Origin of the sequence: Mesorhizobium sp. B2-2-4, assembly GCF_006442375.1 — a bacterium.
Taxonomy (GTDB): Bacteria; Pseudomonadota; Alphaproteobacteria; order Rhizobiales; family Rhizobiaceae; genus Mesorhizobium.
In genome coordinates, this window is the sequence record NZ_VFWB01000006.1 from 30,251 (window position 1) to 48,409 (window position 18,159).

Annotated in this window: 18 protein-coding genes and 1 pseudogene; 14 read left to right on the top strand and 5 right to left on the bottom strand. The window is 63.1% G+C overall.

The features are described from left to right. Positions 1 to 169 precede the first annotated feature (169 nt). A pseudogene (locus FJ959_RS16170) lies at positions 170 to 657 on the top strand (hypothetical protein). Between the two features lie 57 nt (positions 658 to 714). Here FJ959_RS16170 and FJ959_RS16175 read toward each other — a convergent pair. Next, positions 715 to 1,491, bottom strand: coding sequence for a VOC family protein (locus FJ959_RS16175; protein WP_140559499.1), 777 nt, complete (start codon positions 1,489 to 1,491; stop codon positions 715 to 717). A gap of 300 nt (positions 1,492 to 1,791) precedes the next feature. On the opposite strand from FJ959_RS16175, the gene FJ959_RS16180 reads away from it, so the two are divergent. The 5 genes from FJ959_RS16180 to FJ959_RS16200 all read left to right on the top strand — a co-directional run bounded on the left by FJ959_RS16180 (position 1,792) and on the right by FJ959_RS16200 (position 6,017). Beyond that, positions 1,792 to 3,156, top strand: coding sequence for an NAD(P)-dependent oxidoreductase (locus FJ959_RS16180; RefSeq protein ID WP_140630875.1), 1,365 nt, complete (start codon positions 1,792 to 1,794; stop codon positions 3,154 to 3,156). Positions 3,157 to 3,158: 2 nt separating this feature from the next. Then, positions 3,159 to 4,472: an NAD-dependent dihydropyrimidine dehydrogenase subunit PreA gene (preA, locus tag FJ959_RS16185; RefSeq protein WP_140495109.1), complete on the top strand. Its 1,314-nt coding sequence runs from the start codon at positions 3,159 to 3,161 to the stop codon at positions 4,470 to 4,472. 109 nt (positions 4,473 to 4,581) lie between these two features. After that, positions 4,582 to 5,100 carry an Rrf2 family transcriptional regulator gene (locus FJ959_RS16190; RefSeq protein ID WP_140495111.1) on the top strand — a complete coding sequence of 173 codons (519 nt, stop codon included), beginning with the start codon at positions 4,582 to 4,584 and terminating at the stop codon, positions 5,098 to 5,100. An 11-nt stretch (positions 5,101 to 5,111) separates the two neighbouring features. Continuing rightward, positions 5,112 to 5,570 (top strand): carboxymuconolactone decarboxylase family protein, encoded by a 459-nt coding sequence (locus FJ959_RS16195; protein ID WP_140495113.1) that lies wholly within the window; start codon positions 5,112 to 5,114, stop codon positions 5,568 to 5,570. 69 nt (positions 5,571 to 5,639) lie between these two features. After that, a complete protein-coding gene (locus tag FJ959_RS16200; RefSeq protein ID WP_140559665.1) occupies positions 5,640 to 6,017 on the top strand; it encodes a DoxX family protein in 378 nt (125 codons plus the stop codon). 9 nt (positions 6,018 to 6,026) lie between these two features. Here FJ959_RS16200 and FJ959_RS16205 read toward each other — a convergent pair whose 3' ends face one another. Then, entirely contained in the window at positions 6,027 to 6,749 is a 723-nt protein-coding gene (locus tag FJ959_RS16205; protein WP_140559502.1) for an SDR family oxidoreductase, read from the bottom strand. Then, entirely contained in the window at positions 6,746 to 7,588 is an 843-nt protein-coding gene (locus tag FJ959_RS16210; RefSeq protein ID WP_140630877.1) for an SDR family NAD(P)-dependent oxidoreductase, read from the bottom strand. Before FJ959_RS16210 ends, FJ959_RS16205 begins: the two co-directional genes overlap by 4 nt. A 101-nt stretch (positions 7,589 to 7,689) precedes the next feature. Between FJ959_RS16210 and FJ959_RS16215 the strand changes: the two genes are divergently transcribed. After that, positions 7,690 to 8,562, top strand: coding sequence for a helix-turn-helix transcriptional regulator (locus tag FJ959_RS16215; RefSeq protein ID WP_140495117.1), 873 nt, complete (start codon positions 7,690 to 7,692; stop codon positions 8,560 to 8,562). A 15-nt stretch (positions 8,563 to 8,577) separates the two neighbouring features. Here the strand turns inward: FJ959_RS16215 and FJ959_RS16220 are convergent, their stop codons facing one another. Further along, entirely contained in the window at positions 8,578 to 9,213 is a 636-nt protein-coding gene (locus tag FJ959_RS16220; protein WP_140495120.1) for a TetR family transcriptional regulator C-terminal domain-containing protein, read from the bottom strand. Between the two features lie 227 nt (positions 9,214 to 9,440). On the opposite strand from FJ959_RS16220, the gene FJ959_RS16225 reads away from it, so the two are divergent. The 4 genes from FJ959_RS16225 (at position 9,441) to hydA (ending at position 14,089) form a co-directional block, all read left to right on the top strand. Further along, positions 9,441 to 10,769, top strand: coding sequence for an aspartate aminotransferase family protein (locus FJ959_RS16225; protein ID WP_140495122.1), 1,329 nt, complete (start codon positions 9,441 to 9,443; stop codon positions 10,767 to 10,769). Positions 10,770 to 10,908: 139 nt separating this feature from the next. Further along, positions 10,909 to 11,322, top strand: coding sequence for an endonuclease domain-containing protein (locus tag FJ959_RS16230; protein ID WP_224646776.1), 414 nt, complete (start codon positions 10,909 to 10,911; stop codon positions 11,320 to 11,322). Further along, positions 11,323 to 12,573, top strand: a complete 1,251-nt coding sequence (locus FJ959_RS16235; protein WP_140630879.1) for a Zn-dependent hydrolase — start codon at positions 11,323 to 11,325, stop codon at positions 12,571 to 12,573. Positions 12,574 to 12,637: 64 nt separating this feature from the next. Next, a complete protein-coding gene (gene hydA, locus FJ959_RS16240; protein WP_140495127.1) occupies positions 12,638 to 14,089 on the top strand; it encodes a dihydropyrimidinase in 1,452 nt (483 codons plus the stop codon). Positions 14,090 to 14,417: 328 nt separating this feature from the next. On the opposite strand, the gene FJ959_RS16250 is transcribed toward hydA, so the two are convergent. Further along, complete coding sequence (locus FJ959_RS16250) at positions 14,418 to 14,822, bottom strand: cupin domain-containing protein (protein ID WP_140495129.1); 405 nt, start codon at positions 14,820 to 14,822, stop codon at positions 14,418 to 14,420. Positions 14,823 to 14,952: 130 nt separating this feature from the next. On the opposite strand from FJ959_RS16250, the gene FJ959_RS16255 reads away from it, so the two are divergent. The 3 genes from FJ959_RS16255 (at position 14,953) to FJ959_RS16270 (ending at position 18,141) form a co-directional block, all read left to right on the top strand. After that, positions 14,953 to 15,744 (top strand): ABC transporter ATP-binding protein, encoded by a 792-nt coding sequence (locus FJ959_RS16255; RefSeq protein WP_140495131.1) that lies wholly within the window; start codon positions 14,953 to 14,955, stop codon positions 15,742 to 15,744. 367 nt (positions 15,745 to 16,111) lie between these two features. Then, the gene (locus FJ959_RS16265) at positions 16,112 to 16,990 is read left to right on the top strand and encodes an ABC transporter permease (RefSeq protein ID WP_140495135.1); all 879 of its coding nucleotides are present in this window, start codon (positions 16,112 to 16,114) and stop codon (positions 16,988 to 16,990) included. Then, positions 16,987 to 18,141 (top strand): ABC transporter permease, encoded by a 1,155-nt coding sequence (locus FJ959_RS16270; RefSeq protein WP_140580026.1) that lies wholly within the window; start codon positions 16,987 to 16,989, stop codon positions 18,139 to 18,141. Before FJ959_RS16265 ends, FJ959_RS16270 begins: the two co-directional genes overlap by 4 nt. The last annotated feature ends 18 nt before the right edge of the window (positions 18,142 to 18,159 follow it).

An 18,159-nucleotide genomic window follows, 5' to 3' on the forward strand; every position in this document is an offset into this window, starting at 1 on the left:
CCTAGATTATCGCCCCGAGATGGACCATTCACTTCCCGCTACCGGACATCAACAATCGGTGATGCGAGATGTTCCGCAATGCGTCGATATTTTCTCCCTAAGGTTGCATAATTATCCCTCTGGTTGTATCGATCTGTAGATAGTTGAAATCGTTTGGGGGTCTCTCGCCATGAAAAAAGTCGTCATCAGCTTTTTCGCAATCCTTGCCGGTACAAGCTTCGCGATGGCCGAGGATGCCGGCTGCGAGGCTTTCAAATGGCCGGTAACGCGCGAGCAGGCGCTGTTCGCCGCGCCTCCTTCTGCTGCGTCGGGACGACGCTGGCGGTCGGCGCTGCCGCCGATCTGGTTCTGGTGCCGGCCGAGACAGCGGAATTCGCCCTCCCGCCGGAACGTGCCCCGGCGCCTGGCACGTTCGGCGCTGTCGCCAGCATGGTTGTGCCGCCGGAAGGAGGCATCCAGATAAGCTTGTCGGGCGAAGCCTGGATCGATGTCATTCAGGACGGCCATACCGTGAAATTGGCCGGCTACAGCGGGGTCAAGACCTGTCCGGACATTCGCAAGAGCGTTCGGTTCAAGCTTGCGCCCGGCCCGGCCACCGTCCAGTTCAGCGGTGCAAAAAAGGCAGGCCTGAAAGTCGCGGTGCTGACGCCGGAATAGCTCGGCGCCAAGCAATCTTACGATCAAAGGCCGTCCTCCTGTGCGACGTTGAGCCCCTTACCGTCCGGGCGCCATCAAGGCGAAATGGGCGCCTTGCGGATCCTGGCACTGCACGATCCAGCTGCCGCCGGGGACCTCCATCGGGCCCATCAGGATCTTGCCGCCATTGTCGGTCACCTGTTTTGCCGCCGCGTCGATGGCGGTTACGTTGAAATAAAACTGCCAGACCGGCACCGAGATCTGTTCGGGTTTGTTCATGATGCCACCACCGGATTCGGGGCCGGCCGCGAAGGTTTGATAGGTTCCCATCGGCCCCATGTCGAAATCGCCGGCATTGGTCCATCCGAACTGGCTGGAATAGAAGTCGAACGCGGCCTTCCAGTCGGTTGTGTAAAGCTCGTGCCAGCCGATATGGCCCGGCGTGCTGGCCGGCATGACCGGCTGGTCGGGCCCGTTCGGCTGCAGGAACATGAAGGTCGCGCCTTGCGGATCGGCGACGACGGCGAAGCGGCCGACGCCCGGAATGTCGTCGGGCTGGCGATGAACGGCGCCGCCGGCCTTCTGCAGCGACGCCGTGGCAGCATCGACATCCCTGGTGTGGATATAGCCAAGCCAGGCGGGAGGCATGCCCATCTTGGCGGCATCCTCAGGCATCGTCATCAGCCCGCCGACGCCACGCTCGCCGACATTCATGACGATGTAGCGCGGCATGCCGGGAGCCTTGTCGAAGGCTTGCGCGGTCCAGCCGACCACCTTGGTATAGAACGCCTCGGCGGCGTCGAGGTCTGATGTCATCAATTCGTACCAGAAGAAGGGCATTGGGGATTTCGGCATCGTCGGTCTCCTCACCTTTTGCGTCGATCGTCCTTCGATCCATCATAGGACGATCTTCGAGACGGAAATCCGGCAGCGGAGGAATAATTGCGGCTCGCCAGGCATGCCATGATTGCGGCTCGCCGCTTAGCGGACCGTCCTTCCTCGAAAGTTCGACATTCGCGCATTACGATGTTAAACGTGAATTAAATTATCATATTTTATTCGAGCCTTTTCAGAGGCTTATGTAGAAAATTGACCAATTGATAAAAAAATAAAACGTGCTAGCCTTCCCTAAAACGAAAACAAGGGGAACTGACGATGGCAGAAGGCCAGTTCAGGGAAGGCATTGCAGGCGGCCGGCTGCCTGCCGATCAGTATGCGGACAATTTTTCCGACCTGCATCCGCCGCTCGACCACCACGAGGCGCTGGTCGAAGCCGACCGCTGCTATTTCTGCTACGACGCGCCGTGCATGAACGCATGCCCGACCTCGATCGACATTCCACTGTTCATCCGCCAGATCTCCACGGGCAATCCGATCGGCTCGGCCAAGACCATTTTCGACCAGAACATTCTGGGCGGCATGTGCGCTCGCGTCTGCCCGACCGAAACGCTGTGCGAGGAGGTCTGCGTGCGCGAAGTGGCGGAAGGCAAGCCGGTGCAGATCGGTCGGCTGCAGCGCTATGCCACCGATATCGCGATGAGCGAGAACAGGCAATTTTATCCACGTGCCGCGCCGACAGGCAAGACGGTCGCCGTGGTGGGCGCCGGGCCGGCCGGCCTTGCCGCCGCCCATCGGCTCGCCCGCCATGGCCACGACGTCACAATCCTGGAAGCGCGCGCGAAGGCGGGAGGGCTCAACGAATACGGCATCGCCGCCTATAAGAGCGTCGACAATTTCGCCCAGGCCGAGGTCGACTACGTCACCTCGATTGGCGGCATTGATATCCAAAATGGGAAGGCGCTCGGCCGCGACTATCAGCTTTCCGACCTGATCCGCAATTATGACGCGGTGTTTCTGGGCATGGGGCTCGGCGGCGTCAATGCGCTGCGCGCCGATGGCGAGGCCGCCGTGGGCGTCACCAACGCCGTCGAGTTCATCTCCGAGCTGCGCCAAGCCAGCGATCTCTCCGGCCTGCCGGTCGGCCGCCGCGTCGTCGTCATCGGCGGCGGCATGACGGCGATCGATGCCGCGGTGCAGTCGAAGCTGCTTGGCGCCGAGGAGGTGACGATCTGCTACCGGCGCGGCCAGGAACATATGAATGCTTCCGAATTCGAGCAGGACCTGGCGGCCGCCAACGGCGTCGTCATCCGACACTGGCTACAGCCGAAGCGGGTGATTGCCGAAGGCGGCAAGGTCAATGCCATCGAGCTTGAATACACCGCCATGAACGGCGACAGTCTTGCCGGCACCGGCGAGACGCTGACCCTCGTTGCCGACCAGGTGTTCAAGGCGATCGGACAGAGTTTCGTCCCCGCTGCGCTCAACGGCAGCGGTGCTGCGATCGAGCTCGAGGCCGGGCGCATCAAGGTCGATGCGGAAGGGCGCACTTCGCTGGCCAAGGTCTGGGCCGGCGGCGACTGCATATTCGGTGGCGACGACCTGACCGTCTCGGCCGTGGCGCAAGGGCGTGATGCGGCGGAATCCATTCACCGGGCACTGACCTCGAACGGGAGGGCATGAGCATGGCAGATATCAGGAATAATTTCGTCGGCATCAAATCGCCCAATCCGTTCTGGCTGGCCTCGGCGCCGCCGACCGACAAGGCCTACAATGTCGTGCGCGCCTTCAAGGCCGGTTGGGGCGGTGTCGTCTGGAAGACGCTGGGCGAAGAGGGCCCGCCGGTGGTCAACGTCAATGGCCCACGCTACGGCGCGATCTGGGGCGCCGACCGCCGTCTGCTCGGCCTCAACAACATCGAGCTGATCACCGACCGCGACTTGCAGACCAATCTGCGTGAGATGAAGCAGGTCAAGATGGAGTGGCCCGACCGGGCGCTGATCGCCTCGATCATGGTGCCTTGCGTCGAGGAAAGCTGGAAGGCGATCCTGCCGCTTGTCGAGGAAACCGGCGCCGACGGCATCGAGCTCAATTTCGGCTGCCCGCACGGCATGTCGGAGCGCGGCATGGGCGCCGCCGTCGGCCAGGTGCCGGAATATATCGAAATGGTTGTGCGCTGGTGCAAGCAGTACACGCGCATGCCCGTCATCACCAAGCTGACGCCCAACGTCACCGATATCCGCAAGCCGGCGCGAGCAGCACATGCCGGCGGCACCGACGCGGTGTCGCTGATCAACACCATCAACTCGATCACCGGCGTCGATCTCGACAGCTTCGCGCCGATGCCGACCATCGACGGCAAGGGCTCGCATGGCGGTTATTGCGGCCCTGCGGTGAAGCCGATCGCCATGAACATGGTGGCCGAGATCGCGCGCGACCCCGAAACGCAGGGGCTGCCGATCTCCGGCATTGGCGGTATCACCACCTGGCGCGACGCTGCCGAGTTCATGGCGCTCGGCGCCGGAAACGTGCAGGTGTGCACGGCCGCGATGACCTACGGTTTCAAGATCGTGCAGGAGATGATCGCCGGTCTCGAAAACTGGATGGACGAGAAGGGCCATCGCTCGCTCGACGACATCATCGGCCGTGCCACGCCCAATGTCACGGACTGGCAGTATCTCAACCTCAACTATGTCGCCAAGGCGCATATCGACCAGGATGCCTGCATCAAATGCGGCCGCTGCCACATCGCCTGCGAGGACACCTCGCATCAGGCGATCACCAGCATGGTCGACGGCGTCAGGCATTTCGAGGTGATCGAGGCCGAATGCGTCGGCTGCAATCTTTGCGTCAATGTCTGCCCGGTTGACAACTGCATCACCATGGAGCCGCTGGCCGCCGGGGTGATGGACCAGCGCACCGGCATGCCTGTGTCGCCGGTCTACGCCAACTGGACCACGCACCCGAACAACCCAATGGCCAAGGTGGCGGCGGAGTAGGGCGGAACAATCAAGGAAAAAGCGGCGTCCTCGGGCGCCGTTTTCATTTTGCTATTGCAGATACAAAATATCCAGGATATAAGTTATCCATGTATCGGAGATTGGTATCATGAAACTCGGCGATGGCGTCGAAGCGGCCATCCACTGCGCGGCGACGCTGGCTGGCGTCGATGGCGACAGCACCATGCCAGGTGCGGCCCTGGCGGAGGCGTTTGGCCTGTCGCCGAGCTATCTCCTGAAACATCTCAACATGCTCACCGCTGCGCGCATCCTGGAATCCGTTCCTGGGCCGGCGGGCGGCTACCGGTTGGCGAAACCGGCCGAACGCATCACGCTGCTGGACATCGTGCTGGCGGTCGAAGGGCGCGAGCCGGCTTTCCGATGCGGCGAAATCCGCCAGCGCGGCCCGACGAAACTCGATGCATCGGCCTATGTCAGGCCGTGCGGCATCAATGCTGCGATGCTGAAGGCGGAGCGCGCCTATCGCGCGGCGCTGGCCGAGGTCAGGCTGTCCGACATCGTGTCGGACTTCATGAAAGGCGCCGATCCGCGGTCGGTCGCGGCAAGCTGCGCTTTCACCGAGCGCCACCAGCGGCAGCAGAAATCCAGTTCAACCAAGCAAGCATGAAAGGAAAGATGATGAGACAGAGGCTCCAGTTCTTCGCCAAGGCGCCCGAGATCATGAAAGCGGTGTCGGCGCTCAATAAGGCGGTCGACGAATGCGGGCTCGAGGAAAGCCTGCTGCACCTGATCAAGCTCAGGGCCTCACAGATCAATGGCTGCTCCTTCTGTGTCGAGATGCACAGCCGTGAGGCGAGGCGCGACGGCGAGACCGAACAGCGGCTTTATCTGGTTTCGGCCTGGAAGGAATCGCCGCTGTTTTCGGAGCGCGAGCGCGCCGCTTTGGCCTGGACCGAGGCCGTGACGCTGATCGCCAACAATGGTGTTTCGGACGAACTCTATGCCCGCACGCTGGAACATTTCTCGGAAGAGGAGTTGGTCAAGCTCTCCGTGGCGCTGGGCATGATCAATACCTGGAACCGGCTTTGCATTCCGTTCCACGCCATTCATCCGATGCCTGCCGCCAAGGCCGCCTGATTGTTCGATCACGATCGGAGCGCCGCCAAGGGAGGCGGCGCTCCCATTATTTCAAAGGGAGAGCGTTTGATGCTTGCCGATTTGCCCGCCGCCTTGTTGGTTCTCGGCCGGCTGTTGCTTGGCGGCGGGTTTGTCTTCGCCGGCCTGCGCAACATTCAGAACGCGGGCTTCTTGACGGGGCTGATGGCCGCGCGAGGCGTGCCGCAGGCGCGGCTGGCGCTGTCGGTCGGCATCGTATTGCAGATCGTCGCCGGCGTGCTGGTGATGGCGGGCTTCTGGACCGCGATTGCCTGTATGGCGCTGGTGATGTTCCTGATCGTCGCCACGCCGATGGTCCACAATTTCTGGGACCATCAGGGACAGGAGCGTGCGTCGCGTATCAATGGTTTTGTTGGCAATGTCGCGCTGAGCGGCGGTTTCCTGACGCTGATCGCCCAATCGCTTTGACGGTTGCAGCTAGGCCGCGAACCGCAAACCACCATCGCAGGTCAGCACCTGGCCGGTCATGAAGCCGTTGGAGACGAGGAAGGCTATGGCCGAGGCGACGTCCTCGGCGCGGCCGATGCGGCCGACCGGCGTCTTGCCGGCATATTCCGCGAAGACCGCTTGTCGCTGCTCGTCCGGCAGAAAGTCCCACCAGGGTGTGTCGATGACGCCGGGCGCCACGACGTTGACGCGCAGCGGCTTCAGTTCGACGGCCAGGACCGGCGCCACCGTCAGGAGCATGCCATTGACGGCGCCGATGCCGGCGACGCCCGGCGTGGCGAGCTGGGCGGATACCGCCGAGATGAAGGTGACCGATCCTGATTTGTCCAGCGTCGGCAAGGCCGCCTGCAGGCAGGACAATTGCGGTCGCACCTTTTCGTCGACGCCGCCAGCGATATCGGCAAGGTCAAGCGTCTGGAATGGGCCAAGACCCTTGCCGCCGCTCGCGGCCAGAACGAGATGGTCGAACGGGCCGAGACGCTCGAAGAAGTGGCGCACTTCATTCGGCTTTGACGCATCGAATGCCGCCTTGTCAGCGGCGCCACCGAGACTTTTCCATGCGCTGACGAGCTTGTCCTGATTGCGCCCGGTGATGGTCACCTTCATGCCGGGGCCGAGCAGTTTGCGCGCCGTCGCCAGGCCGATGCCAGACGAGCCGCCGATGACGACTGTGTGTTCGATCTTGCTGGTCATGAACGCTCTTCCCTCTTCACTGTAGCCTGCCCGACAAGGTCGAGGCTCAAGTCGCGCAATTGTTGTCTTGCTCTGGCGTCGTAAGCCTGGGCGTCGGCGCGGGATTCGCGCAGGCCGTCGAAATAGAGGCCGCTGCGCGCTTCGAGCGCGGGGGAGGTGGCGAGATTGACAATGGCCTCGGCGCCGGTCTCCACCGAGCTCCATGGCGTGACGCCTGCCTGCCGGACCATCGTGGTGTTCATGTAGCTCGCCGGGTGCAGGGCGTTGACGGTAACCCCGCTGCCCTTGAGCTGCTCGGCGAGATCGATGGTGAACAGGATCTGCGCCAGCTTGCTCTGGCAGTAGGCGCGCACGCCGCTGTAGCCATGGGTAAGCATGACGTCGCTAAAGTCGATGGCCTGCTGGCCCGCCGAGGCGACGTTGACGATACGCGCCGGCGCGCTGGCCTTCAGCAGGGGCAGCAATCCCTCCGTAAGCAGGAAGCCGGCGAGATAGTTGACGGCGAAGCGCAGTTCATAGCCGTCGGCGCTGACCTGCCTTTTGGCGTTTTGGCCAGCCGTGCCGACACCGGCATTGTTGATGAGGATGTCGAGCCGAGCGGTTTTTTCACGCACGGCCTCGGCGAGCCGGCGCACCTGGGCCAACGAGGCGAGGTCGGCTGCGAAGAACTCGGCCTTGCCGCCGGCCGCCTCGATGTCCGCGACCGTGGCCTTGCCGCGCGCCGCGTCGCGTCCGTGCACCAGCACCCGGGCGCCACCTGCGCCCAGCCGTTGCGCGACGACCCGGCCGACACCGTCGGTCGAGCCGGTGATCAGGATTGTCTTGTCTTTCAGGTCCATGTTTGAGCCTCCATTCGTTGCTCTCGACAGAAGATGGGGCAGCGGGTGCGCGCCAAACAGTTCAAACTTTATCCTGGTATCGGTACTGCTATAATAGGGTCATGGATGCTCCTTCTCATTCCGCTGAAGACAGCCGCCGGCGCGAGCTCGGCGCCTTCCTGCGCTCGCGCCGCGAGAGGCTTTCGCCACAGGCCGCCGGCATTGCCTGCGGCGCGCGGCGGCGCACGCCGGGCCTGCGGCGCGAGGAGGTGGCGATGATCGCCGGTGTCGGCACCACCTGGTACACCTGGCTGGAACAAGGCAGGGATGTCAGGCCCTCGGTGGAGGTGCTGGCGGCGCTCTGCGAGGCGCTGCGCCTCGACGCTGTCGAGAAGCGGCATTTGTTCATCCTCGCCGGCCGCCAACAGCCGGAGCGTCGTGGGGCAACGCCCGAAAAGGTCGACGGGCCGTTGCTGCACATGCTGCAAAGTCTTGTGCTGCAACCCGCTTATGTGGTTGGCCGGCGCTGGGACGTGCTCGCCTGGAACCCGGCAGCCGTCGCGGTGTTCGGCGATTATGGCTTGCTGGAAGGCGACGCCCGCAACATCGTCCACATGGTGTTTACAAGCCCGCAGCACCGTCGCCTGCTCGTCGACTGGGAAGAGCTTGCTCGCGTGGTGCTCGCTTCGTTTCGCGCCGAAAGCGCCAAATATGTCGGTGATCCCGATTTCGACCGGCTGATCGCGCTGATGATGCGCTCGAGCCCCGAGTTCCGCGATTGGTGGCCCCGACGTGACGTAGCGCGAAAGCTGACGGGTCTGAAGCACGTCCGCCATCCGACGGCCGGCGCCATGGCCTTCGAGCATATGAGCCTGTCGATTGACGATGGATCCGACATGCGGCTGGTCGTCTACACGCCGCTGGCCGAGCAGAACTCGATCGCCAAGCTGCAGAGCTTGCTTGATGCACTGCCGGCCGAGCGGCGCAGCGCCTGAGCCTTCAGCGCAGGGTCAGGCCTTCGGCTTCAACCCGTCGAGAAATAATTGCTCCAGGAATCTCGCTGCGTCCTCGAAGCGGCCGTCGCCGCCGCGGTTCGGGCCGAGCACGGCGCGGACCTGGACGTCGAAATCGGCATAGTGCTGGGTCGTCGCCCAGATCGAGAAGATCAGGTGCCAAGGATCCGTCCTGGCGATCTTGCCAGCGCGCATCCAGCCCTTGATGACGGTTGCCTTCTCGTCGACCAGCGTCTTCAGTTCGCCGGTCAGCAAGGGCATGATGCGTGGTGCGCCCTGCAGAATCTCGTTGGCGAACAGCCGGCTCTCGCGCGGAAAATCGCGCGCCATTTCAAGCTTGCGCCTGATGTAGCTCCTGAGCTCGGTCAGGGGATCGCCGATGTCGTCGAGTTCCCTGAGCGGCGCCAGCCATGTGTCGAGCAGGCGCTGCATCAGCGTCTCGTGAATGTCTTCCTTGCGGCGAAAGTAATAGAGCAGGTTGGGCTTCGACATCCCAGCGGCTTCGGCGATCTGGTCGATGGTCGAGCCGCGGAAGCCATTGGTGGAGAACACCTCGAGCGCGGCTTCGAGAATGAGTTCGCGCTTCTCCTGCTGGATGCGGGTACGGCGAGGGGCTTCCGTGCTGGTGTTCACCGTTGCGCGCCCTCGTGTTGAAAGCGGTCTGGCCCAATTCTCTGGACCAGTTTTTCCCCGGCCTGTGGAACGCACTTCAGGAGCCGCATTTCCGCTAGTAATCCCTTGACCGCCGACAGGGCGGTGCTAACGTTTGTCCAATCGGTCAAAAATTTGCGTAGCACGAAAGCGCGGCAAAGACCAAGCGTTGGACGTACCGAAACAGGTTACAAGGGGAAGTCTTGGTCATGTCCAACCGGCTGAAAGTCACGCCGAACGATCTCAGTGCATTCTGGATGCCGTTCACGGCAAACCGGCAGTTCAAGCAGGCGCCGCGCATGTTCGTGTCCGCCAAGGACATGCACTACACGACCAGCGATGGCCGCAAGGTGCTGGACGGCACCGCCGGCCTCTGGTGCGTCAATGCCGGCCATTGCCGGCCCAAGATCACCGAGGCGATCCAGCAGCAGGCCGCCGAGCTCGACTACGCTCCGGCCTTCCAGATGGGCCACCCGATCGTGTTCGAACTGGCCAACCGCCTGGTCGACGTCGCGCCGAAGGGCATGGATCACGTGTTCTTCACCAATTCCGGTTCGGAATCGGTCGAGACCGCATTGAAGATGGCGATCGCCTATCACCGCGTGAAGGGCGAGGGCTCGCGCACCCGTCTGATCGGACGCGAGCGCGGCTATCACGGCGTCAATTTCGGGGGCATCTCGGTCGGCGGCATCGTCACCAACCGCAAGATGTTCGGCACGCTGCTCGGCGGCGTCGACCATATGCCGCACACCCACCTGCCGGAGAAGAACGCCTTCTCCAAGGGCGTGCCGGAACATGGCGCGGAGCTTGCCAACGAGCTGGAGCGCATCGTTGCGCTCCATGACGCCTCGACCATCGCGGCCGTCATCGTCGAGCCGGTCGCTGGCTCCACCGGCGTCATCCTGCCACCCAAGGGCTATTTGCAGAAGCTGCGCGAAATCTGCACCAAGCACGGCATTCTGTTGATCTTCGACGAGGTCATCACCGGTTTCGGCCGTCTTGGCGCGCCGTTCGCGGCCGATTATTTCGGCGTCACGCCTGATATCATGACCACCGCCAAGGGCGTCTCCAACGGCGTCATCCCGATGGGCGCGGTGTTCGTGAAGAAGGAAATCCACGACGCCTTCATGACCGGCCCCGAGCACATGATCGAGTTCTTCCACGGCTACACCTATTCCGGCAATCCGATCGCCTGCGCCGCGGCGCTCGGCACGCTCGACACCTACAAGGAAGAGGGCCTGCTCACACGCGGCGAGGAACTGGCGCCCTATTGGGAAGACGCGCTGCATTCGCTGAAGGGCGAGCCGCATGTCATCGATATCAGGAACATCGGCCTGATCGGTGCGATCGAGCTGGCGCCGATCGCCGGGCAGCCGACCAAGCGTGCCTTCTCGGCCTTCGTCAAGGCGTTCGAGCGCGGCGCGCTGATCCGCACTACCGGCGACATCATCGCGCTGTCGCCGCCGCTGATCATCACCAAGGGCCAGATCAACGAACTGATCGATCATGTGCGTGAGGTACTGAGGTCGATCGATTGAAGAACTGGGCGCGGATATCCCTCCCCCTCGAGGGGAGGGTGGCCGCGAAGCGGTCGAGTGGGGTCGGTGCGACGGGGTGCCGACCTGATCTGTTGCCGCGAGGCTGCCGTTGATGCCCCGCACTCGCGTGAGCTACGAAATGCGCCAAAAGGCGCGCGCGCTTCGAGTTCACGCAACCAGGGGTGAATCCTTGCTCTGGTATGAACTGCGCGAGCTGAAATCGGCCGGCATCAAGTTTCGTCGTCAGTGTCCGATCGGGCCTTATATCGTTGACTTTGCCTGCCTCGCCGTGAAGCTGATCGTTGAAGTTGATGGCGATCTGCACGAACACGAGAAGGGCAAGCGGCATGATGCCGTTCGTGATGCCTATCTGCGCTCGCTCGGCTTTGATGTCTTTCGCGTCGATGAGCCCGATGTCATAAACAACCCTTGGCATGTTGCGCAGGTGGTCAAAGGGAAGGTCGAGCGCATGTCCGGCGACCCCACCCGACCGCTTCGCGGCCACCCTCCCCTCAAGGGGGAGGGGAACGCCACGCAATTGGAGAGGTTTTGAATGGCCGCACCCGGCGAGAATCTGCGAATCAATTCAGACCGTTTGTGGGATTCCATCATGGAGATGGCGAAGATCGGCCCCGGCATTGCCGGTGGCAACAATCGCCAGACCGTGACCGACGAGGACGGCGAGGGCCGGCATCTGTTCAAGCGCTGGTGCGATGCCGCCGGGCTCGAAATGGGCATCGACGAGATGGGCACCATGTTTGCCAGGCGCGAAGGCGCCGACCCCAGCCTGCCGCCGGTCTATGTCGGCAGCCATCTCGACACGCAGCCGACCGGCGGCAAGTATGACGGCGTGCTCGGCGTGCTCGGCGGCTTGGAAGTCGTGCGCTCGCTCAATGATCTCGGCATCAAGACCAAACATCCGATCGTGGTCACGAACTGGACCAACGAGGAAGGCTCGCGCTTTGCCCCGGCGATGATGGCGTCCGGCGTATTCGCCGGTGTGCTCGACCAGGCCGACGTCTACGAGCATACGGACAAGAACGGCAAGAAATTCGGCGAGGAACTGGAGCGCATCGGCTGGAAGGGCACGGAGAAGGTCGGCGATCGCAAGATCCACGCCTTTTTCGAACTGCATATCGAGCAAGGGCCTATCCTCGAGGACGAAGGCATCGACATCGGCGTCGTCACCCATGGACAGGGGCTGAAATGGCAGCAGGTGACGCTGACCGGCAAGGAGGCGCATACCGGCTCGACGCCGATGCCCAAGCGCCGCAATGCCGGGCTCGGCATGGCGCGCGTGATCGAACTGGTGCACGAGATTGCCATGGACTACCAGCCGGACGCCGTCGGCGCGGTCGGCCACATGGAAGTCTATCCGAACTCGCGCAACATCATCGCCGGGCGCACGGTCTTCACCATCGACATCCGCTCGCCGGAGAAGGAAGTGCTCGACGCCATGGATGGGCGCATCCGCGAAGGCATCGACACGATATGCGAGGCGCTCGACATCCAGTACAAGATCGAGCAGGTCGGCCATTTCGATCCGGTCACCTTTGACAAGGGCTGCGTCAAGGCGATCCGTGATGCCGCCGACCGGCTCGGCTACACGCACCGCAACATCGTCTCGGGCGCGGGCCACGACGCCTGCTGGATCAACCGCGTCGCGCCGACCGCCATGGTGATGTGCCCCTGCGTCGACGGTCTCAGCCACAACGAGGCCGAGGAGATCTCCAAGGAATGGGCGGCGGCAGGAGCCGACGTGCTGTTCCATGCCGTGGTGGAGACAGCGGTCATCGTGGAGTAAGCTGGAAAGCTGGATTTCCAAACGCTGCTCGCAAGAAGCGCGAAGGAACAAGGGAACGAGAAAAATGACCAAAGTCATCAGAAACGGCACCATCGTTACCGCCGACCGCACATGGAAGGCCGACGTGCTGATGCAGCACGGCAAGATCGTCGCCATTGGCTCCGACCTACACGGCGACCATGAGTTCGACGCCACCGGCTGTTATGTCATGCCAGGTGGTATCGATCCGCATACTCATCTCGAAATGCCGTTCATGGGCACCTATTCGGCCGACGATTTCGAGTCCGGCACGCGCGCGGCACTAGCCGGCGGCACGACGATGGTGGTCGATTTCTGCCTGCCGTCGCCGCAGCAGTCGCTGCTCGAGGCCTTGCAGATGTGGGACAACAAGACCTCGAAGGCGTCCTGCGATTATTCCTTCCACATGGCGATCACCTGGTGGGGCAAGCAGGTGTTCGACGAGATGGCCACCGTCGTCGACAAGGGCATCACCTCGTTCAAGCATTTCATGGCCTACAAGGGCGCGCTGATGGTGGACGACGACGAGATGTATGCGTCGTTCCAGCGCTGCGCCGAGCTCGGCGCGCTGCCGCTGGTGCATGCCGAGAATGGCGACGTGGTCGCGGCGCTCTCGCAGAAGCTGCTTGCCGCCGGCAACAATGGCCCGGAGGGGCACGCCTATTCGCGCCCGCCGGAAGTGGAAGGCGAGGCGACCAACCGCGCCATCATGATCGCCGACATGGCCGGCGTGCCGCTCTACGTCGTGCATGTTTCCTGCGAGCAGGCGCACGAGGCCATCCGCCGGGCGCGTCAGAAAGGCATGCGGGTGTTCGGCGAGCCACTGATCCAGCACCTGACGCTGGACGAGAGTGAGTATTTCGACAAGGACTGGGACCATGCGGCGCGCCGCGTGATGAGCCCGCCCTTCCGCAACAAATTACACCAGGATTCGCTGTGGGCCGGCCTGCAGGCGGGATCGTTGCAGGTGGTGGCGACCGACCACTGCGCCTTCACCACGGACCAGAAGCGCTTCGGCGTCGGCAATTTCACCAAGATCCCGAACGGCACGGGCGGCCTCGAGGATCGCATGCCGGTGCTGTGGACCAGGGGCGTCAACACCGGGCGGCTGACGATGAACGAATTCGTCGCCGTAACCTCGACCAACATAGCCAAGATCCTCAACATGTACCCGAAAAAGGGCGCCATTGTCGAAGGCGCGGATGCCGACATCATCGTGTGGGATCCCAAGCGCAAGAAGATCATTTCTTCGAAGAAGCAGCAGTCGGTCATCGACTACAATGTCTTCGAAGGCGTCGAAGTGACAGGCCTGCCGCGCTATGTCTTCTCGCGTGGCGAATTGTCGATCGAGGAGACCGAGGTGAAGGCCAAGCCTGGCCATGGCCAGTTCGTTGGCCGCGAGCCGAACGCGGCGGTTAACCGGGCACTGTCGACCTGGAAGGAGATCACCGCGCCGCGCAAGGTGGAGCGGACAGGCATTCCGGCGACTGGGGTTTGAGCTTGCGCAGCTCGAAAAGCGCCAAGAAACTGATGATCGCCGACAAGGACGGCACCGTGTGCGGGGAAGTTTCCGGGTGCTGATGATTGCCGAAGTTGGTGCTGCCCCTCATCGCCCTGCCGGCACCTTCTCCCCGTATAGGGACGGGGAGAAGGGAACTGAACGCAATCTTGGCGCCCTTTCCGGCAACGCTGGAAATCGGCGAAATCCTTCGCGAAATCGTCCTTCTCCTCGTCCCTATACGGGGAGAAGTGCCCGGCAGGGCGATGAGGGGCAGCGCAAACCTCAAGCAATTGGCCGATGGGCGCTTAGCCCCGCAAGGCCGGCTTCAGGCGACCAATGCATCCAGTTCCGGCAGCAGGACGACGCTTTCCTGCTCTTTGGGATCGGTGCGGGCAATGACGGCCGAAGACGGGGCCCCACTCAGATTGGCGGGCAGATGCGGCACGCCGGCCGGAATGTAGAAGAGGTCGCCGGCTTTGGCGACGATGTGGTTCTCAAGCCGGTCGCCGTACCAGGTATGGACCTCGCCGGAGAGCACGTAGATCGCCGTTTCATGGTTCTCATGCAGATGCGCCTTGGCGCGGGCGCCGGGCGGCATGGTGAGCACATGCATGCAGATACCAGATGAGCCGACCGACTCGGTGGCGATACCGGCGAAATAGGTCAATCCCTGCTTGCCTTCATAAGAGCTTTCAGGGCGGATAAGATGGCAAGTGGGTTGAGGCGACATCGGGGAAACTCCGGGCGTCGAATGAGTGGAACAAGACCAATGGGACTGGGCGAGTGGAAAACAACATCGCGATAAAAGCAATCGGAATCGGGCCGGCACTAAAGGGGCAGGAACAGGCAGGCCGCGGCCGATGACGGGGATTTCGCCAGCCGTCGTCGCGGCAAGCAAGCTTGGCCTGACCTTCCAGACCAATGACGGGCCGGTACAGGCGCTGTCCAATGTCGACCTGACCATCGGCAAGGGTGAGTTCGTTTCCTTCATCGGGCCGTCGGGCTGCGGCAAGACGACCTTGCTGCGGGTCATCGCCGATCTTGAGAAGCCGACCTCGGGGACCATTTCGGTCAACGGCATGACAGCAGAACAGGCGCGCGAGAAACGCGCCTACGGCTATGTCTTCCAGGCCGCCGCCCTGTTTCCCTGGCGCACCATCGAGCGCAACGTCGCGCTGCCGCTGGAGATCATGGGTCTGTCCGGGGCGGAGCAGGGAGAGCGGATCAGGCGCACGCTCGATCTCGTCAACCTTTCCGGCTTCGAGAAGAAGTATCCTTGGCAGCTTTCCGGCGGCATGCAGCAGCGCGCCTCGATCGCTCGCGCGCTCGCCTTCGATGCCGACCTTCTGTTGATGGACGAGCCGTTCGGCGCGCTGGACGAGATCGTGCGCGACCATCTCAACGGGCAATTGCTGCAATTGTGGGCGCGCACCAACAAGACCATCTGCTTCGTCACGCACTCCATTCCCGAGGCGGTGTATTTATCGACGCGCATCGTCGTCATGTCGCCGCGTCCGGGCCGCGTCAGCGACGTCATCGAATCGACGCTGCCGAAGGAGCGGCCACTCGACATCCGCGAGACGCCGGAGTTCCTGGCGATCGCCGCACGGGTGCGAGACGGCTTAAGGGCAGGGCACAGCTATGATGATTGAGCGGGGGCAGGATGGACTGGCGGCAGCGCCCCGAAAGGCGCCTCCACCTCACGAAGGAGCGGCCACCTACGCCTTCGTCATTCTAGGGCGGAGTAGCCGCGAAGCGGCATACGTAGACCCTAGGATCCATGCCGTGACGCCTGCCGAAAGGCGCAAACAGTCGAGAATATTCGGCAGGCTAAGCGGCGCGGAGGGAGCCATATTCCGAATGGTCGCGGAGCGGAGAGGTAACGGCATGAATTCTAGGGTCTGCGCCGCGTCGCTTCGCTCCTTGCTTCGCCCTAGGATGACGAAGGCAAGGGCCCCCGACCTCCGCTTCGCTCCGGCCACCCTCTCCCCGGTGGGGAGAGGAGAAGGGCGGCGCTAGATGGACACCTTCCGCTCAAAGGTCATCCCGGTAACCTCCATCCTCGCCGGCGTGGTCGTACTCTGGTACGTCTTCGCCGTCATACTCAACACGCCGTTCCAGCGCGATCTCGACCAACGTGCCAACGAAACGCCCGGCACCGTCGAGTTCATCGGCAAGACGCTCTCGCAGCCGAAGCCGACGCTGCCGGCGCCGCACCAGGTGGCGGTGAACTTTTTCGAGAACACGTTCCTGCGCAACGTCACTTCGAACCGCAGCCTGGTCTACAATGCCTGGGTGACGCTGTCCTCGACGCTGCTGGGCTTTGCCTTCGGCACGGCGCTCGGCATCATCATCGCGGTGGGCATCGTACATGTGGCGACGCTCGACCGCAGCCTGATGCCATGGATCATCGCCTCGCAGACCATCCCGATCCTGGCGGTGGCGCCGATGATCATCGTGGTGCTGGCGGCGATCGGCATCACCGGCCTGATCCCGAAGGCGATGATTTCGACCTATCTGTCGTTCTTCCCGGTGACGGTTGGCATGGTGAAAGGCCTGCGCTCGCCCGAGATCATGCATCTCGACCTGATGCACACCTACAATGCCAGCCGTGCGCAGACCTTCTGGAAGCTGCGCGTGCCGGCCTCGGTGCCGTTCCTGTTCACCTCGATGAAGGTGGCGGTGGCGGCCAGTCTGGTCGGCGCCATTGTCGGCGAACTGCCGACGGGCGCCGTCGCCGGCATCGGCGCCAAGCTGCTCGCTGGCGCCTATTACAGCCAGTCCATCGACATCTGGTCGGCGCTTGTCGCGGGCTCGATCGTGGCCGCGCTGCTGGTCATGGTGGTCGGCATTGCCGGGCGCCTCGTCGACCGCGCCATGGGCGGGAGGCCGGCATGAACCGGCTGAAGCCTTCCTGGCAGGCTGTGCTGGCCATCGTGCTGTGCCTGATGGCGGTCGCACTCGGCGCCATGTCGAAGCCGGAAGCGGCGGCGCTAGCGGACCCGACAACCAGCGCCAACTATCCCTATCTCGGAACGAAGGGCCTGATGTTTGGCCTTGCCATGCTGACGGCCCTGGTCTCGATGATCAGGATTTCGCGCTTTGTGGAAGCGGTCGTACTGTTCGTCGGCGCCCACCTCGTCGCCTGGCTGCTGATCTCAGGTATCGCTGGTTTCGAAGGCACGGCACTGGCGCCGTATTTCGTGCTGCTCACGGCCGCCTGGCTGCTTGGCTGGCGCTGCGTCGCGGTGCTATCGGGACTGCACCCCACCGCAAGCTGGATGCGCACGGCGCTGCGCCTGATCATCCCCGCCATCTTCGGCGCCTGGATCCTGATCATCTGGGAAGCGGTGACGCGTGGCGCCGGCATCCCGTTCATCCTGTTGCCGCCGCCGAGCGCCATCGGCGCGCGCATCGCCAGTTCGCTGCCGATCCTTGGCGCCGATGTCCGGCAGACCATCTTCAAGGCTGTTATCTTCGGCTATATCGTGGGCAGCGGCGCCGGCTTTGTCACGGCCATTCTCGCCGACCGGGTGCCGTTCCTGCGGCGCGGCCTGCTGCCCATCGGCAACATGGTCTCGGCGCTGCCGATCATCGGCGTGGCGCCGATCATGGTGATGTGGTTCGGCTTCGACTGGCAGTCCAAGGCGGCTGTCGTCATCATCATGACCTTCTTCCCGATGCTGGTGAACACCGTCGCCGGTCTGGCCGCGTCCGGCCATATGGAGCGCGACCTGATGCGCACCTATGCGTCGGGCTACTGGCCGACGCTTATCAAGCTCAGGCTGCCGGCCGCCGCTCCCTTCATCTTCAACGCGCTGAAGATCAACTCGACGCTGGCGCTGATCGGCGCCATCGTCGCCGAGTTCTTCGGCACGCCTGTCGTCGGCATGGGCTTCCGCATCTCGACCGAAGTCGGACGGATGAACATCGACATGGTCTGGGCCGAAATCGCAGTTGCAGCCCTTGCGGGTTCGGTCTTTTATGGTGTGGTCGCTCTTGTCGAAAGAGCCGTCACGTTTTGGCATCCCTCTGTCCGTGGTGGATAGGGGCGGTGGGTTTGGGCA

Bases quoted from the DNA above. Each gene is read 5' to 3' on its own strand.
- FJ959_RS16175 (WP_140559499.1), bottom strand. From the start codon at position 1,491: ATGCCGAAATCCCCAATGCCCTTCTTCTGGTACGAATTGATGACATCA.
- FJ959_RS16180 (WP_140630875.1), top strand. From the start codon at position 1,792: ATGGCAGAAGGCCAGTTCAGGGAAGGCATTGCAGGCGGCCGGCTGCCT.
- preA (WP_140495109.1), top strand. From the start codon at position 3,159: ATGGCAGATATCAGGAATAATTTCGTCGGCATCAAATCGCCCAATCCG.
- FJ959_RS16190 (WP_140495111.1), top strand. From the start codon at position 4,582: ATGAAACTCGGCGATGGCGTCGAAGCGGCCATCCACTGCGCGGCGACG.
- FJ959_RS16195 (WP_140495113.1), top strand. From the start codon at position 5,112: ATGAGACAGAGGCTCCAGTTCTTCGCCAAGGCGCCCGAGATCATGAAA.
- FJ959_RS16200 (WP_140559665.1), top strand. From the start codon at position 5,640: ATGCTTGCCGATTTGCCCGCCGCCTTGTTGGTTCTCGGCCGGCTGTTG.
- FJ959_RS16205 (WP_140559502.1), bottom strand. From the start codon at position 6,749: ATGACCAGCAAGATCGAACACACAGTCGTCATCGGCGGCTCGTCTGGC.
- FJ959_RS16210 (WP_140630877.1), bottom strand. From the start codon at position 7,588: ATGGACCTGAAAGACAAGACAATCCTGATCACCGGCTCGACCGACGGT.
- FJ959_RS16215 (WP_140495117.1), top strand. From the start codon at position 7,690: ATGGATGCTCCTTCTCATTCCGCTGAAGACAGCCGCCGGCGCGAGCTC.
- FJ959_RS16225 (WP_140495122.1), top strand. From the start codon at position 9,441: ATGTCCAACCGGCTGAAAGTCACGCCGAACGATCTCAGTGCATTCTGG.
- FJ959_RS16230 (WP_224646776.1), top strand. From the start codon at position 10,909: ATGCGCCAAAAGGCGCGCGCGCTTCGAGTTCACGCAACCAGGGGTGAA.
- FJ959_RS16235 (WP_140630879.1), top strand. From the start codon at position 11,323: ATGGCCGCACCCGGCGAGAATCTGCGAATCAATTCAGACCGTTTGTGG.
- hydA (WP_140495127.1), top strand. From the start codon at position 12,638: ATGACCAAAGTCATCAGAAACGGCACCATCGTTACCGCCGACCGCACA.
- FJ959_RS16250 (WP_140495129.1), bottom strand. From the start codon at position 14,822: ATGTCGCCTCAACCCACTTGCCATCTTATCCGCCCTGAAAGCTCTTAT.
- FJ959_RS16255 (WP_140495131.1), top strand. From the start codon at position 14,953: ATGACGGGGATTTCGCCAGCCGTCGTCGCGGCAAGCAAGCTTGGCCTG.
- FJ959_RS16265 (WP_140495135.1), top strand. From the start codon at position 16,112: ATGGACACCTTCCGCTCAAAGGTCATCCCGGTAACCTCCATCCTCGCC.
- FJ959_RS16270 (WP_140580026.1), top strand. From the start codon at position 16,987: ATGAACCGGCTGAAGCCTTCCTGGCAGGCTGTGCTGGCCATCGTGCTG.